Source organism: Nocardioides lianchengensis (assembly GCF_900101465.1).
In the GTDB taxonomy this organism is placed as follows: domain Bacteria; phylum Actinomycetota; class Actinomycetes; order Propionibacteriales; family Nocardioidaceae; genus Nocardioides; species Nocardioides lianchengensis.
This window is the reverse complement of the sequence record NZ_FMZM01000001.1, coordinates 173,972-188,266: the sequence shown is the minus strand read 5'-3', so window position 1 is coordinate 188,266 and position 14,295 is coordinate 173,972. Positions and strand designations below refer to the sequence as shown.

Annotated in this window: 12 protein-coding genes; 3 read left to right on the top strand and 9 right to left on the bottom strand. The window is 73.8% G+C overall.

The genetic code is table 11. The features are described from left to right. Positions 1–92 precede the first annotated feature (92 nt). The 3 genes from BLT76_RS01030 (at position 93) to BLT76_RS01020 (ending at position 3,939) form a co-directional block, all read left to right on the top strand. Positions 93–614 carry a SigE family RNA polymerase sigma factor gene (locus tag BLT76_RS01030; protein ID WP_090849874.1) on the top strand — a complete coding sequence of 174 codons (522 nt, stop codon included), beginning with the start codon at positions 93–95 and terminating at the stop codon, positions 612–614. Further along, positions 611–1,759 carry a hypothetical protein gene (locus tag BLT76_RS01025; protein WP_090849872.1) on the top strand — a complete coding sequence of 383 codons (1,149 nt, stop codon included), beginning with the start codon at positions 611–613 and terminating at the stop codon, positions 1,757–1,759. Before BLT76_RS01030 ends, BLT76_RS01025 begins: the two co-directional genes overlap by 4 nt. Positions 1,760–1,821: 62 nt before the next feature. Continuing rightward, on the top strand, positions 1,822–3,939 hold the full coding sequence (locus BLT76_RS01020) for an MMPL family transporter (RefSeq protein ID WP_090849870.1): 2,118 nt from the start codon (positions 1,822–1,824) through the stop codon (positions 3,937–3,939). Positions 3,940–4,030: 91 nt separating this feature from the next. Here BLT76_RS01020 and tsaD read toward each other — a convergent pair whose 3' ends face one another. Genes tsaD through BLT76_RS00975 form a run of 9 tightly spaced genes read right to left on the bottom strand, consistent with a single transcriptional unit; the run spans position 4,031 to position 14,245 of the window. Further along, positions 4,031–5,080 carry a tRNA (adenosine(37)-N6)-threonylcarbamoyltransferase complex transferase subunit TsaD gene (tsaD, locus tag BLT76_RS01015; RefSeq protein WP_090849868.1) on the bottom strand — a complete coding sequence of 350 codons (1,050 nt, stop codon included), beginning with the start codon at positions 5,078–5,080 and terminating at the stop codon, positions 4,031–4,033. A gap of 46 nt (positions 5,081–5,126) precedes the next feature. After that, a complete protein-coding gene (rimI, locus tag BLT76_RS01010; RefSeq protein WP_090849866.1) occupies positions 5,127–5,579 on the bottom strand; it encodes a ribosomal protein S18-alanine N-acetyltransferase in 453 nt (150 codons plus the stop codon). After that, a complete protein-coding gene (tsaB, locus tag BLT76_RS01005; RefSeq protein ID WP_090849863.1) occupies positions 5,576–6,208 on the bottom strand; it encodes a tRNA (adenosine(37)-N6)-threonylcarbamoyltransferase complex dimerization subunit type 1 TsaB in 633 nt (210 codons plus the stop codon). The genes rimI and tsaB overlap by 4 nt, the downstream gene beginning before the upstream one ends. 21 nt (positions 6,209–6,229) lie before the next feature. Further along, positions 6,230–7,669, bottom strand: coding sequence for a tRNA (adenosine(37)-N6)-threonylcarbamoyltransferase complex ATPase subunit type 1 TsaE (gene tsaE / locus BLT76_RS01000; protein WP_139175365.1), 1,440 nt, complete (start codon positions 7,667–7,669; stop codon positions 6,230–6,232). Further along, the gene (locus tag BLT76_RS00995; protein ID WP_090849861.1) at positions 7,666–8,700 is read right to left on the bottom strand and encodes an alpha/beta fold hydrolase; all 1,035 of its coding nucleotides are present in this window, start codon (positions 8,698–8,700) and stop codon (positions 7,666–7,668) included. Before BLT76_RS00995 ends, tsaE begins: the two co-directional genes overlap by 4 nt. Continuing rightward, positions 8,697–9,848: an alanine racemase gene (alr, locus tag BLT76_RS00990; RefSeq protein ID WP_090849859.1), complete on the bottom strand. Its 1,152-nt coding sequence runs from the start codon at positions 9,846–9,848 to the stop codon at positions 8,697–8,699. The genes BLT76_RS00995 and alr overlap by 4 nt, the downstream gene beginning before the upstream one ends. Positions 9,849–9,863: 15 nt before the next feature. Next, positions 9,864–11,243: an NAD(P)H-hydrate dehydratase gene (locus BLT76_RS00985; RefSeq protein WP_090849857.1), complete on the bottom strand. Its 1,380-nt coding sequence runs from the start codon at positions 11,241–11,243 to the stop codon at positions 9,864–9,866. A gap of 54 nt (positions 11,244–11,297) precedes the next feature. Continuing rightward, complete coding sequence (locus BLT76_RS00980) at positions 11,298–12,398, bottom strand: cohesin domain-containing protein (RefSeq protein WP_090849855.1); 1,101 nt, start codon at positions 12,396–12,398, stop codon at positions 11,298–11,300. Further along, positions 12,398–14,245, bottom strand: coding sequence for an amidase family protein (locus BLT76_RS00975; RefSeq protein ID WP_090849853.1), 1,848 nt, complete (start codon positions 14,243–14,245; stop codon positions 12,398–12,400). Before BLT76_RS00975 ends, BLT76_RS00980 begins: the two co-directional genes overlap by 1 nt. Between the last annotated feature and the right edge of the window lie 50 nt (positions 14,246–14,295).

The window sequence follows — 14,295 nt, the reverse complement described above, 5'->3', positions numbered from 1 at the left end:
CAACCCTTTCCGCGGCGATCGCGTCCTCCTCTCGACACGGACGGGAGAGGCAGATGCAGACCACCGAGAGAGCGGGCCCCGACACTGGGGGCATGAGCCGCTCGGAGGCCCGGGACGCGGAGTTCACGGCGTACCTCGCCGCGCGGCAGCCGGCGCTGCTGCGGACGGCGTACCTGCTCACGGGCGACCGGCACCAGGCCGAGGACGTCCTGCAGACCGCGCTGGCCAAGCTCTACCTGAGCTGGGACAAGGTGCGCGACCGCGGCGCCGTCGACGGCTACGTACGGCGGATCCTGGTCAACGAGAACAACTCCGTGTGGCGGCGAGGCTGGAAGCGCCGCGAGCACGCGACCGAGGTCGTGCCCGAGGGCGCCCCGCACGTCGACGCGTACGACGAGGGCACCGGCGACGCGCTCTGGCAGGTCGTGCAGACGCTGCCCCGCAAGGCGCGCGCCGTGGTGGTGCTGCGCTACTACGAGCAGCTGACCGAGGCCGAGACCGCCGAGGTCCTCGGGATCACCGTCGGGACCGTGAAGTCCCAGGCCAGCCGGGCGCTCGCCACCCTGCGTGAGCGCACCCCCGCCGCACTCGACCCCCGGGAGGAGGAGCGATGAACGACCAGACCCTCGAGGAGCGGCTCGTCCGCTCCCTCGACCAGCAGGCCGGCGCCTTGTACGACGCGCCCTTCACCCTCGGCGACGTCCAGGGCCGGGCCCGGGGCCTCCGACGCCGACGCCGCGCGGCCGCGGTGGGGGTGGCGGCTGCCGTGCTCGCCGTCGTCGTCCCCACCGCTGTTCTCGTGGGCGGCGACGACCGGGGGGTCGACCCGGCGCCGGAGCCGGCTCCCACCCCACTCCGCGGCGGCGCATCGGTGCTCGACTCCAGCGGCGACCTCACGGCGCCGGACGGGTCGGTCCGACCGGTGCCGTTCGGCCCCGACGTGACCGAGTTTGCGGTGCTGGACGACGGCCGGGTCGTCGCGACCACGGGCCGGACCGTCCTCGTCGTCGACGACCGGGTACCGGGCATCACCCGCTACCGCACGGCCCTGAACGACCTGACCACGGGTGACGGGCGCGCGGCCGCCTGGGTCGGTGACGACTTACGCGTGCAGGTCCTCGAGTCCGGCGTCACCGATCCGGTGGCCTTCCCCGGGATCCCGATGGCGGGCGAGGCCGTAGGGATGGTCGACGCGGTGCTCGGCTCCGACTGCGCCGCCGGCGGGTGCCGAGTACTGGCCGGCGACGGGAGCACTACGCAGTACGACATCACGCTGGACGGCGCCGAGCCGCTGGCTCTCCCGGAGCCGCTCCGCGTGGAGGACGTCAGCCCGGATGGCACGCTCTGGTCGGTCCGGTACCCCGACGAAAGCGACCCCCAGTACGGCTGCTCCGGCCTGTACGACGTAGCCGCCGGGGCCCTCGAGGCCCGGACCTGCGAGACGACCGGCCTGCGCTTCTCCCCCGACGGCCAGCATCTGCTCGCATTGGAGGGCGACGGCGGCGTGTACGACGGAGTGACGGTCCTGGACCTCGGTCTGGGGTCGACGGTCCTGCGGTACGAGCCCCGGGACGGGGCCGTCGTGACCGGGGCAGCGTGGGCCGACGCCGACCATCTCCTCGTCAGCACCGCCGGCCTCGACGGCGCCGGCTGGGAGCTCACCCGGCACGGGATCTCGGACGGCTCCAGCGAGGTCCTCGCCGGTCCGGTCCCCGGCGGGAACCCCGAGGAGGCCCTCGAGTTCGCCTTCTCCGAATGACCCCGAACATCGCTACCTAAGTCGCATGCACCCCGGGGTACGGCGTCGCTAGGTTGAGGGTCATGTTCGGTGCTCTCGGTCGCCTCGCGTCCCGTCGTCCCTGGTACGTCATCGCCGCGTGGCTCGTCTTCGCGGTCCTGGTCGTCGCCTTCGCCCCGAAGGTCGAGTCGACCACCGACCAGGCCGACTTCCTGCCCGACTCCTACGAGTCGATCAAGGCCACCAACCTGATCAGCGACGCGTTCCCGCAGCAGCAGGACTCCGGCGCCACGATCGTGTTCGACCGGACCGACGGCGAGCCGCTCACGGCCGACGACCAGACCAAGGCCGGCAAGATCGTCAGCGGCCTGGACCTGCCCGAGGTCTTCACCGCCGCCGGGGAGCTGCAGGTGTCGCCGACGCAGCAGGTCGCGATCGCCAACCTGGCCCTCGACCCGGACGTGACCGGCCAGGACCCCGACGAGTACAACCAGGTCGAGGACCTGCGCGACGGCCTGGCCGAGGCCACCGACGGGACCGACCTGCGGGCGCAGACGACCGGGTCCCTGCCCCAGACCTACGACCAGGCCGAGTCCGGCAGCAACGCGGAGCTGATCGTCGGCGTGGCCACGATCGTGCTGATCGTCGTGCTGCTCGGCATCATCTTCCGCAGCGTGATCATCGCGATCATGCCGATCTTCCTGGTCGGCGGCATCTCGGTCATCGCCAACGGCCTCATCGACGTCGCGGCCAAGGTCTTCGACCTCCAGAAGGACGACTCGACGAGCGTCATCCTGATCGTCGTCCTCTACGGCATCGGCACCGACTACATCCTGTTCTTCCTGTTCCGCTACCGCGAGCGGATGCGGGCGGGCGAGGAGCACCGCTCGGCGGTCGCCCAGGCGCTGGAGCGCGCCGGTGAGGCGATCGCCTCGGCCGGTGCCGCGGTCTTCGTGGCCTTCATGACGCTCGCCCTCTCCAGCCTGGGCATCTTCCGGTCCATCGGGCCGTCCCTGGCCATCGCGGTCGCCGTCACCCTCGTCGCGTCCCTCACCCTGGTCCCGGCCGTGGTGACCGTGCTCGGCCGCGCCCTGTTCTGGCCCTCGAAGAACTGGAAGCAGCCGGCCACCGGCACCCGGTTCGGGTCGATCGGCACGTCGCTGGGCAAGCACCCGGTCCGTTTCGCGCTCGCCTCGGGCGGCGCCCTCGCCGTACTCGCCGTGTTCGCACTGGGCTTCAACCCGACCTTCGACCTGGGCTCGGCCGGCTCGTCGTCGACCGTCGAGTCGGCACAGGCGACCGAGACGCTGGAGGACGGTGGCTTCTCGGCCGGCGCGACCCAGCCGACGCCGATCGTCCTGCACGCCGACGACGGGCTCGATCCGGCCGACTTCGCCGCCTTCTCGGCCGCCCTGGCGAAGGCCCCGGGCGTGGCCGCGGTCTCCCCGGACGCGGTGCCGTCCGAGGACGGCACGACGGCGCTCTTCATCGTGACGCTGAAGGAGGACCCGTCCTCGGACGCGGCGCTCGGCGACGTCAAGGACGGGCTCCGACCGGCGGCCGACGCGGCCGCCCCCGAGGGCAGCGAGGCGTACGTCGGCGGGCTCACCTCGGTGTTCGTCGACTTCCAGGCGGCGATGAACCGCGACTACGCCGTGGTCTTCCCGGTGGCCGCCGTCATCATCATGATCATCCTGGCCCTGCTCCTGCGCTCCCTGGTCGCGCCGCTCTACCTCATGGCCTCGGTCGGGCTCGGCTTCGGCGCGACGCTCGGCGCCGCGGTGCTGGTCTTCCAGCACGCCGCCGGCGAGAGCGGGCTGATCTTCCTGCTGCCGATCTACATCTACCTGTTCGTGGTCGCCCTCGGCACCGACTACAACATCCTGATGATCGCGCGGCTCCGCGAGGAGTCACGGGAGGGCAAGAGCTCGCGCGACGCCGCGGCCGAGGCGGTGCACCACGCGGGGCCGACGATCGCCGCCGCGGGCGTGATCCTGGCGGGCACGTTCGCGTCCCTCATGCTGGCCGGCAACTCGCTGCTGGTGACGATGGGCTTCTCGATCGCCTTCGGCATCTTCGTCGCGGCCTTCGTGATGTCGATGTTCTTCACCCCGGCCATCACCGCGCTGATCGGGCACGCCGCCTGGTGGCCGGGTCACGGCGACGAGAAGAAGCCGGAGCCGGAGACCGCGGAGGGCTGACCTCCCGGCCCGGCGGTCGCGAGGCCAGAAAACTGACGGGCCGGCTCGACGGGACGCACGCTCCGGGTGGCCCCGCCCGTCAGTTTCCGACCTAGCCGGCCAGAACCTCGGTCACCGGCAGGCTGGAGTCGGCGGGCAGGTCGAGCGGGGACGGCGTCCGGCCGCGGGCGACCATCTCGGCGCCGAGGGCGGCGACCATCGCGCCGTTGTCGGTGCACAGGCCGGGGCGCGGGACCCGGACCCGGATGCCCAGCTTCGACGCCCGCTCCTCGGCGACCGCCCGGAGTCGCGAGTTGGCGGCGACGCCGCCGCCGATGAGCAGGTCCTCGATGCCCTCGGAGGTGGCGGCGTCCAGCGCCTTGCGGACGAGCACGTCGCAGACCGCCTCCTGGAACGACGCCGCCACGTCGGCGACCGGCACCGGCTCGCCGGACCGCTCGCGCGCCTCGACCCAGCGCGCGACGGCCGTCTTGAGCCCCGAGAATGAGAAGTCGAAGCGGTGCCGCTCCAGGTCGCGGCGGGAGGACAGACCGCGCGGGAAGTCGACGTACACGCTGCTGCCCTCGCGGGCGACCCGGTCGATGTGGGGACCGCCCGGGAACGGCAGGCCGAGCAGCCGGGCGACCTTGTCGAACGCCTCGCCGGCGGCGTCGTCGATGGTGGCCCCCATCGGCTGGACGCCGCTGGTGACGTCCTCGACCCGGAGCAGGCTGGAGTGGCCACCGCTGACCAGCATGGCCAGGCACGGCTCGGGCAGCGGGCCGTGCTCGAGCTGGTCGACCGCGACGTGCGAGGCGAGGTGGTTGACGCCGTAGATCGGCTTGCCCAGCCCGAGCGCCAGCGCCTTGGCCGCGGCGACGCCGACCAGCAGCGCGCCGGCGAGGCCGGGTCCGCTGGTCACGGCGATCGCGTCGACGTCGCGCAGCCGGATGCCCGCGGTCTCGCAGGCGCGCTCGATGGTCGGGACCATCGCCTCCAGGTGGGCACGGCTGGCCACCTCGGGGACCACGCCGCCGAAGCGCGCGTGCTCCTCGACGCTGCTCGCGACCGCGTCGGCCAGCAGGGTGCGGCCGCGCACGATGCCGACACCCGTCTCGTCGCAGGACGTCTCGATGCCGAGGACCAGGGGCTCGTCGCTCACCCGACCATCGTGCCCGACCGGGGCGCCCGGCCGGAACTCGCGGGTCCTACCCGCAGCCGCTGACCAGCGGCAGCCGCAGCACGATCGCGGTCGTGCCGTCGGCGTAGTAGCGCGGCCGGCGGTCGATCTCGACGAAGCCGCGATCGGCGTAGAAGCGCAGCGCGCCGGCGTTGTCCTCGCGGACCTCCAGCAGCAGCCGGTCCGCGCCGGACGCGCGGGCCAGGCGGCCGCCCTCGTCCAGCAGCGCCGTCGCCAGCCCGGTACGGCGGGCCGCGGGGGTGACGGCGATGCGCTGCAGCTCGGCGATGTCGGCGACCGCGCTCACGACGGCGTGCCCGACCAGGGCCCCGTCGACCTCGGCGACCAGGTAGAACACGGTCGGCAGGTTGCCGGCGATGCCCTCGCCGACCAGGTGCGGCGACCAGGCGTCGGCGCCGAGGTTCTCGGCCTCGAGCGCAGCGACCTCCTCGACGTCGGCGAGGGTCGCCGCGCGGATCATGAGACCTTCTTCGGCGGCCGCGGCAGCTCGGCGTCCGGCCGGCGCAGGTAGAGCGGCTCCGGGTCGACGATCTCGGCCAGCTCCTCGGCGACCGTACGGGCCAGCCAGCCGGCGCTGGGACGCTGCGGGCCGGTGGCGTGCGGGAACGCGTCGGGGTAGAGCGACCCGCCCTCCCCCACCACCGGCAGGTCGGACGCGACGTCCGCGGGCTTCGACACGACCGGGCCGTCCAGGCGCGCGCCCGTGGCGTCGTACGACGCGAGGTAGACCTCCTTGCGCCGCGCGTCGGTGGCCACGACGAAGTCGGTCCCCAAGGCGGACGCCGCCTCGACCGCGAGGACGTCGAGCGAGCAGACGCCGTACACGGGGACCTCGAGGACGAAGCCGAGCGTGCGGGCGGTGACCAGGCCGACCCGCAGGCCGGTGAACGGGCCGGGGCCGACGCCGACCGCGATCGCCGTCAGGTCCTGGCGGACCAGGCCGGCCTGCTCCAGGGCGGACGCGATCAGCGGCGCGAGCTGCTCACCGTGCTTCATCGGCCGCTCGGAGGTCAGCTCGACGACCACGTCCTCGCCGTCGTGGAGGGCGACGGCGACCAGGGGCGTGGCGGTGTCGAAGGCGAGCAGCACGGGCGCGAGCCTACGAGAGACCTACGAGAGGCCCAGCGCGAGCCGGGCCAGATGGGCGTCGATCGGCGAGAGACCGGGCAGGTCGGACTCGAGGTCCCACCAGACCATCTGCTTCACGTCGCCGGCCGGGGCCGCGTCGGAGGGGTGGTCGATGACGCAGCGGTAGATGGCGGCGTACTCGATGCGGCGCTCGTGGCCCAGCTGCACGGTGGCGACCCCGACGAAGTCGAGCTCGGGGGCCTCGGCGCCGGTCTCGGTGAGGTACGCCGTCGTCGCGGCCCGGCGGGGGGTCTCGCCGAGGTCGTCGTCGACCTCCTTGCCCGACAGCTCCCACTCGCGGCTCCAGTGGTTGCGGACCATCAGGGCCCGGACCTGCGAGCCGTCGCGGTGCTCGGCGACCGTCAGCGACAGCACCAGCGGGATCTCGGGGTCGAGGTGGTCGAGCTCGGCCTCGGGGCAGCGACGGAAGTCGAGCAGCAGGTTCTCGTTGAGCTTCTCGGCCAGCGGCGGCCGGTGGCTGGAGGGGACGTCGAGCTCGTACCAGCGCGGGCCGACCGGCGTCATCAGGACCCGGCGCGGGTCGAGCTCGGACGGGTCGTCGAGGTCGGGGTCGTCGTCGGCGAGCGCCCGGATGATCCGGACCTCGAGCCGCGACTCGGCCAGCCCCTCGGCCACGCCCTCCCCCCACTCGACGACGGTCACGGCCTCGTCGAGGGAGGTGTCGAGGTCGAGGTCGTCGAGCTCCTCGATGCCGCCGAGCCGGTAGGCGTCGACGTGCACGAGGGCCGGGCCGTCGACCAGGGACGGGTGGACCCGGGCGATGACGAAGGTCGGCGAGGTGACGTCGCCGCGCACCTGCAGCCCGGTCCCGATGCCCTGCGTGAAGGTGGTCTTGCCGGCGCCGAGCTCGCCGCTGAGGACCAGCAGGTCGCCCGCCGCCAGCTGGGCGGCGAGGGTCTCGCCGATCTCGCGCATGGCCTCCGCGTCGGGCGCGTCGAAGACGAAGGTGTTCAGCGGCCGGCGCAGCTCGACGTTGGGCGAGTGGCGGCGTACCTCCCGGAAGCCCTGGCGCTGCCAGAAGCGCACGGTGCGGGGCAGCTCCTCGCGGGCGACCACGGTCAGGTCGTCGAAGCCGGACGAGGCGTAGACCGCCGCATCGATCAGCCGGCCCGCGACGCCGTGGCCCTGAGCGCTCGGAAGCACACCGAACCGGCGCAGGTACATCGTCCCGCCGATCGGGTCGAGGACCAGGGCGCCGACGCTCACCTCGCCCAGCCGGGCCACCAGGCCGCCGTGCTTGCCGAGCAGCGCGGCCAGGCTCTCCTCGGTCTCGGTCAGCGCGTCGGCGGGCGGGTCGAGCGGCGGGCGGGCCGCGAACGCCTCGCGGACCACACCCAGCACCTCGGCGGCGGCCTCCGGCCCGACGCGGTGCACCGACGGGACGATCCGGGTCGTGCTCATCGTCCGGCTCCTGCCTCGGCGTACAGCTGCTCCAGGGCCGCGTCGACCTGGTCGTGCGACTCGATCATCACCATGTGCCCGGCCCCCTCGACCTCCAGCAGGCGCGAGCCCGCGATCCGCTCGTGCAGCTTGCGGCTGTGCCCGATCGAGGTGAGCCGGTCGTCGGTGCCGCAGACGATCGTCGTCGGCACTTTGCCCATCACCTCGACCGCGTCGAACTTGTCCAGGCCTCGGAAGCTCGGGAAGAACTCGGCCACCACCTCGAACGGCGTGGCGGAGAGCATGTCGTCGACGAAGTCGACGTACGCCGGCGGCACCGGTCCGCCGAAGGCGAAGACGTCGGTGGCGACCGTGGCGACCGAGCGGCCCAGCCGGCGCAGCCCGTCGACGGTGCGGTGGCTGCGGGCCAGGGTGCGGACGGCGCCGTCGGTGAGCCCGCTGCCGAGCCGCGACGGGATGAACGGCAGGAGCAGCCGGCTCGGGTCGAGGCCGCCCGCGGTGGTCGCGACCAGCCCGACACCGACGACCCGGTCGCCGAACAGCTCCGGGCGCTCCTCGGCCAGCGCCACGACCGTCATGCCGCCCATCGAGTGCCCGACGAGGACGACGGGCCCGTCCGGCACCACCTCGTCGAGCAGCTGGGCCAGGTCGGTGCCGAGCTGCTCGATGGTGGCGTTGCCACGGTCGGAGCGGCCCGAGCGGCCGTGGGAGCGCTGGTCGTAGAGGACCGCCCGCAGCCCGGCGCGCCGGCAGGCCGCGCGCTGGAAGTGCCAGCAGTCCAGGTTGAGCGCGTAGCCGTGGCAGAACACCACGGTCAGCTCCGAGTCGGCCTCGTCGACCTCGACGTGCAGCGGGACGCCGTCGGACGCGACGACCGTGGTGGGCGTGCCGCGCAGGCTGCCGAACTCGGTGCCGTCGGGGTCCCGGCGGGCGATCGAGCGGCGCCGGCGGGTGACGCCGACCGCGGTGCCGGCCGCGGCGAGACCGGCGGCCCCGGCCGCGGCGCCGAGGATCTTGCGGGTGACGCTCACGCGGGCGCCCCCGGATCGGTCTCGCTGTCGACGTACCGACGCGGCATCCGGCCGCTGCCGATCCGGGTGACGATCTCGTAGCTGATCGTGTCGCTGGCCTCGGCCCAGTCCTGCGCGGTCGGGCCGCCGTCGTGACCGTCGCCGAACAGCTCGACGTCCTCGCCGGGCCGGTGCTCCTCGCCCTCGAGGTCGACCAGCAGTTGGTCCATGCAGACCCGACCGCGCACCGGCCGGCGCCGGTCGCCGACCAGCACCTCGGCGTGGTTGCCGGAGCGGCGCGGGACGCCGTCGCCGTACCCGACGGGCACCAGGCCGATCGTCGTCGGCGTCTCGGCGATCCAGGTGCGGCCGTAGGAGACCGCGTCGCCCGGCTCGACGTCCTTGACCAGGGCCAGCGAGGCCCGGGCGGTCATGGCCGGCCACAGGTCGACCCCGGAGGTCTCCCCCGGCGCCGGGTCCAGGCCGTACGACGCGATGCCGCACCGGACCAGGTCGAAGCGCGAGCTGGGCCGCAGCAGGGTGGCCGCGGAGTTGGCGAGGTGGCGCACCTCGGGCCGCAGCCCGGCCGCCTCCGCGACCGTCAGCGCCCACCGGAACGACGCCTCCTGCGCGTCGTTGGCCGGGTCGTCCGGCTCGTCGCTGGAGGAGAAGTGGGACCAGATGCCGGTGACCTTCCAGTGCCCGGCCCGCTCGCCCTCCCGGGCGCGCTCGACCAGCGCCGGCCAGGACGCGGGCGACGCACCGCCGCGGGACAGGCCGGTGTCGATCTTCAACTGGACCAGGGCGGTGCGGCCGGTGTCGCCCACCGACTCCTCGATCTCGTCGAGCTCGGCCGGGGTGTAGGCGGTCAGGTCGAGACCGGCGGCGACGCCGGCGTCGTACTCCTCGCCGGGGACGTAGAGCCAGCACAGGATCCGGCCGGTGTCGCCGGAGGCACGCAGCTCCAGCGCCTCGTCGAGGGTCGCGACACCGAGCCACTCGGCGCCCGCCTCGCGGGCGGCGCGCGCGACCGGGACCATCCCGTGGCCGTAGCCGTCGGCCTTCACGACCGTCATCACCGGGACGCCGGCCACCTCGCGCAGCACCCGGACGTTGTGCCGGATCGCCGCGAGGTCGACGACGATCTCGGCGCGGGCGGCGGGCAGCATGACCTCTATCCTCCCTCAGACGCGTGGGAGGTTGCGGACCGCGTCCGGGATCGCGTGCGCCACCTCACCCGCGACGACCGGGCCGCCGCGCGACGCCAGGGCCGCGGCCGCGCCGTGCAGCCAGGACCCCACCGAGGCCGCGTCGTACGACGGGAGCCCGGCGGCGAGCAGGGCGCCGATCAGCCCGCCCAGCACGTCGCCCGCGCCGGCGGTGGCCAGCCACGGGACCCCGGTCTCGGTGACCCGCACCCGCCCGTCGGGCGCCGCCACCAGGGTCCGGCGCCCCTTCAGCAGCACCACGCAGCCGTACGACGCCACCGCGTGCCGCGCGTGCGCCAGCGGGGCGGCCTCGACCTCGGCCCGCTCGACGCCGAGCATCCGCGCGAGCTCGCCGGCGTGCGGCGTGAGCACGGTGTGCTGCGGGAGGGTGTGGTCGACGTGGTGGAGCGCGTCGGCGTCGACGACGGTCGGGACGCCGTCGGCCAGCGCGGCCCGGAGCTCGGCCCCGGCGTGCTCGCCCCCGCCCGAGCCGACCACCCAGGCCTGGACCCGGCCGGCGCCGACGACCTCCGGGTGGGCGGTCCGCACCCGGTCGGCGACGGCGGGCTCGCCGACGTACCGGACCATGCCGGCCAGGCCGCTCGCCGCGCCGGCCACGCTCAGCAGCGCGGCGCCCGGGTACTGCGTCGAGCCGGCCCGGACGCCGACGACGCCACGGGTGTACTTCTGCGCGTCGCTCGTGGGCCGCGGCAGCAGGTGGGCCACGTCGGCGGGCTGGAGGGCCTCGACGTGCGCGTGCGGCAGCTCCAGACCGAGGTCGACCAGGTGCACCGCGCCGCAGGCCGCCGCGGCCGGGTCGACGAGGTGGGCGATCTTGTGGGTGCCGAAGGTGACGGTGAGGTCGGCGACGACGTGGGCGTCGGGGAGCTCGCCGGTGTCGACGTCCACGCCGCTGGGCGTGTCGACGGCGACCAGCGGCACGCCGGCGACCCGGGCGAAGGCGGCCGCCGCGTCGGGCCGCAGGCCCGGTCGGCCGCCGATCCCCACCACGCCGTCCACGACGACGTCGGGGCGGGCCGGGGCATCGGTCACGACCCGGCCGCCGGCCGCGTGCAGAGCCGCGAGCCCGCCCGTGTGCGCGTGCTCGGACAGCAGCCAGGCCTCGACCGCGCAGCCGCGCCGGGCGAGGACCGCGCCGGCGTACAGGGCGTCGCCGCCGTTGTCGCCCGAGCCGACGAGCAGCAGCACCCGCCGCCCGTACGACGATCCCAGCAGGTCGAGGACCGCGTGCGCCAGCCCGTGCGCCGCCCGCTGCATCAGCGTGCCCTCGGGCAGCCGGGCCATCAGCGCCGACTCGGCCCGGCGTACCTGCTCGACGGTGTGTGCGTGCCTCACCCGGCCGACCCTACTGAGCGCAGGGTCGGCCGGGCGCGGCGTGGAGCGGTCGGGTCAGCGACGGACGCGGACCGTGACCGTCTTGCTGCTGGCCGTGAAGCCGACGGCCGGCCGGTAGACGACCTTCAGCCGGTAGCTGCCGGCCTTCTTGCGGGGCAGCGTGACGGTGACCTTGCCGTTCTTCAGCGGGGCGGCGGCCTTGACCACCTTGCCGCCGTAGGTCACCTTCACCGTGCCGGCCGGGGTGATCCCGGAGGCCGCCACGGCGATCCGCACCGTCGGGCGCTTGCTCTTCTTGACCGTGCGCGGCGCCGTCACCGTGGTGGACGTGGTGGCCCGGGCGACGGTGCCGGCGGCGGCCGTGGCCGAGCCGGTCACGTGGTCCTTCTTCGCCGCCGAGACGACCACGTCGACCAACGTGCCGGCGTCGGCCGGGCGGAGGACGTAGGACCGGCCCGTGGCCCCTGCGACGGGCCGACCCGCGCGACGCCACTGGTAGGTCAGCGACACCCCGGGGACGTCCCAGCTGCCGCCCGAGACGGCGAGTGTCCGTCCGACCCGGACCGTGCCGGAGACCTTCGGCGCCGTCGTGGCGACCGGGGCCGCCTTGGCGAGCGCCTCGACCGGGACCACGCCGATGCCGGTCGTCGTGGTCGAAGCCCGAGCCGTGGTGACCGTCTCCAACGACGGCGCCGAGACCGCCGCCGGGCCGACGCCGACCGCCGTGAAGGTGACCTCGGCCAGGGTCACCGGCCCGGTCGCGGCCGGGGAGGTGCCGAGCTTGGTGTGCACCACCTCGACCGCCCCCGCCGACTCCAGCCCGTACGTCGAGCCGGTGAGGTCGGTGCGCGCACTGTCGTCGACGTAGTCGAGCACGTCGGCGTCGTACGCGAGCTTCAGGTCGTAGGCGTAGAGGTCGCTCACGTCGGTGGCCGTGACCGTCACGGTCACGGTGTCACCCACGACGACCTCGTCGGCCGACACCTCGATGCCGTAGCCGTCGAGCGCCGCGGCCTCGGTGATCACGGTGTCGTCCGGACCGGCCACGGCGTTCGGGATCCAGGCCAGGGCCCCGAGTCCGAGGGCCAGGGCGGCCACCCCGCCGATCTGCTGCCGGCGCTTGCTCATCTGCGTCCTCTTCTCGATCTCGCTCATCAGTCCTCCTCGAGGGCTGGGAAGAGCGCCGGGGTGGTGCGGTGGTGGGTGGCCTGCTCGTAGTCGTAGGCGTAGCCGAGCAGCATCTCCTCGGAGTAGCTCGGGCCGAGCAGCTCGAGGTTGACGCCGGCGCCCAGGATCGGGCTGGTCCCGTCCCCGGCGGCCGCCTGGCCCATCGGGACCGACACCGCCGGCATGCCGGTGTTCGGGCTGAGCCGCATGTTGGTGCTCTGCGTGCCGTACGGGTTGCCGCTCGGGTAGATCAGCGCCGACACGTTCTGCTCCGCCAGGAGGGCGTTCACCGCGACCTCGCCGTCGGCGATGGCCTTGAGGTGGGTGCCCATCCAGGTCTCGTACTGCGTCTGGGTGAGGTTGTTGCGCCCCGAGTAGGTGCCGGACCGGCCCGGGACCATCTGACCGCCCGCCAGCAGGTCCGCGATGCTGCGCTGGGTGACCGTCGGGTCGAGGTGCTGCTGGATGTAGATGTTCAGGTCGCGCTTGAACTCGTTGGTGCTGCCGCTGCCCTCGTTGAGGGTGGCGGTCACGGCGGCCGGGGTCGTCGAGATCGGCACCACGGTGGCGCCCTGGGCGGTCAGGTCCGCGACCGCCTGGTTGAACAGGCGCACGGTCGTCGCGTTGGAGCCGAGCATGCTGGTCAGGTAGCCGATCCGCTTGCCCCGGAGGGCGTCCGGGTCGAGCGCCGCCGTGTACGACGCCGGCACCTTGCCCGTCTGCTCGCTGGTGATCGGGTCGTTCGGGTCGACGCCGGTGACCGCGTCGAGCGCGACCGCCGCGTCCGCGACCGAGCGCGTGATCGGGCCGCCGGTGTCCTGACTCAGCGCGAGCGGGACGATGCCGTCCCGGCTGGACAGGCCGACCGTGGGCCGGATGCCGACCAGCTGGTTGTAGGACGACGGGATCCGGATCGAGCCGCCGGTGTCGGTGCCGAAGCCGATCGCGCCGAGGTTGGCCGCGATCGAGGCGCCGGTGCCGCCGCTCGAGCCACCGGCGGTCCTGGTCATCACGTAGGGGCTGGAGATCAGCAGCGACTTGCCGGGGTCGCTGTTCGTGCTGAACTCCGAGGTGAAGCCGAGCGCGAACTCGTCGAGGGACGCCTTGCCCAGGATGACGGCGCCCGCGTCGCGTAGGCCCTTCACCATGAACGCGTCGTCGACGGTCTGGTTGTTCTTCCAGCCACCCGTGCCGGCGCTGGTCGGCATGTCCACGGTGTCGTAGTTGTCCTTCAGCAGAACCGGGATGCCGTCGAGCATGCTCGACGGGCCGCCGTTGGCCGCCCGGGCCGCGTCGCTCGCCGCGGCCGCGGCGAGGGCCTTCGGCCCGCCGGTCGTGACGATCGAGTTCAGGGCCCGGGTACCGGTCGCCTCGAACGTCTTCGCGTCGTACGCCGCGATCCGGTCGAGGTAGGCCTGGGTCAGCTTCACCGAGCTGGTGACGCCCGCGTTCATGGCCTTCTGCATGTCGAGCGCCGAGGCCTCGACCAGGTCGAACGCGCCGTCGTCGTACAGCATCCGCTGCGAGAGGTCGGCGACGTCGGTCAGCTCGATCTCGTCGTCACCGTCGTAGTCGGCCGCGGAGACGGCCGCCCAGCCGGCGTCGCCCTTCTTCGTGCCGAGCGCGGCGACGAGCAGGTCGAGGTCGTCGCCGTCGATCTGCTGGTCCCCGGTGAGGTCGCCCTTCGTGTAGTACGGGGCGAGGTAGATCCCGTCGCCCGTGGCGGCGGGCGCCGCCTCCTGCGAGCTGGCCGGACCGGTGGCGCCCACCGTCAGCACGGCCGTGCCGAGAGCCGCTGCGGCGAACGACGCCCGCGACCTCCTGAGTTTCTTCACGCTGTTCCTCCCCTGGTCGATCCCGAGACCGACGTGACCGTAAGGAGAGG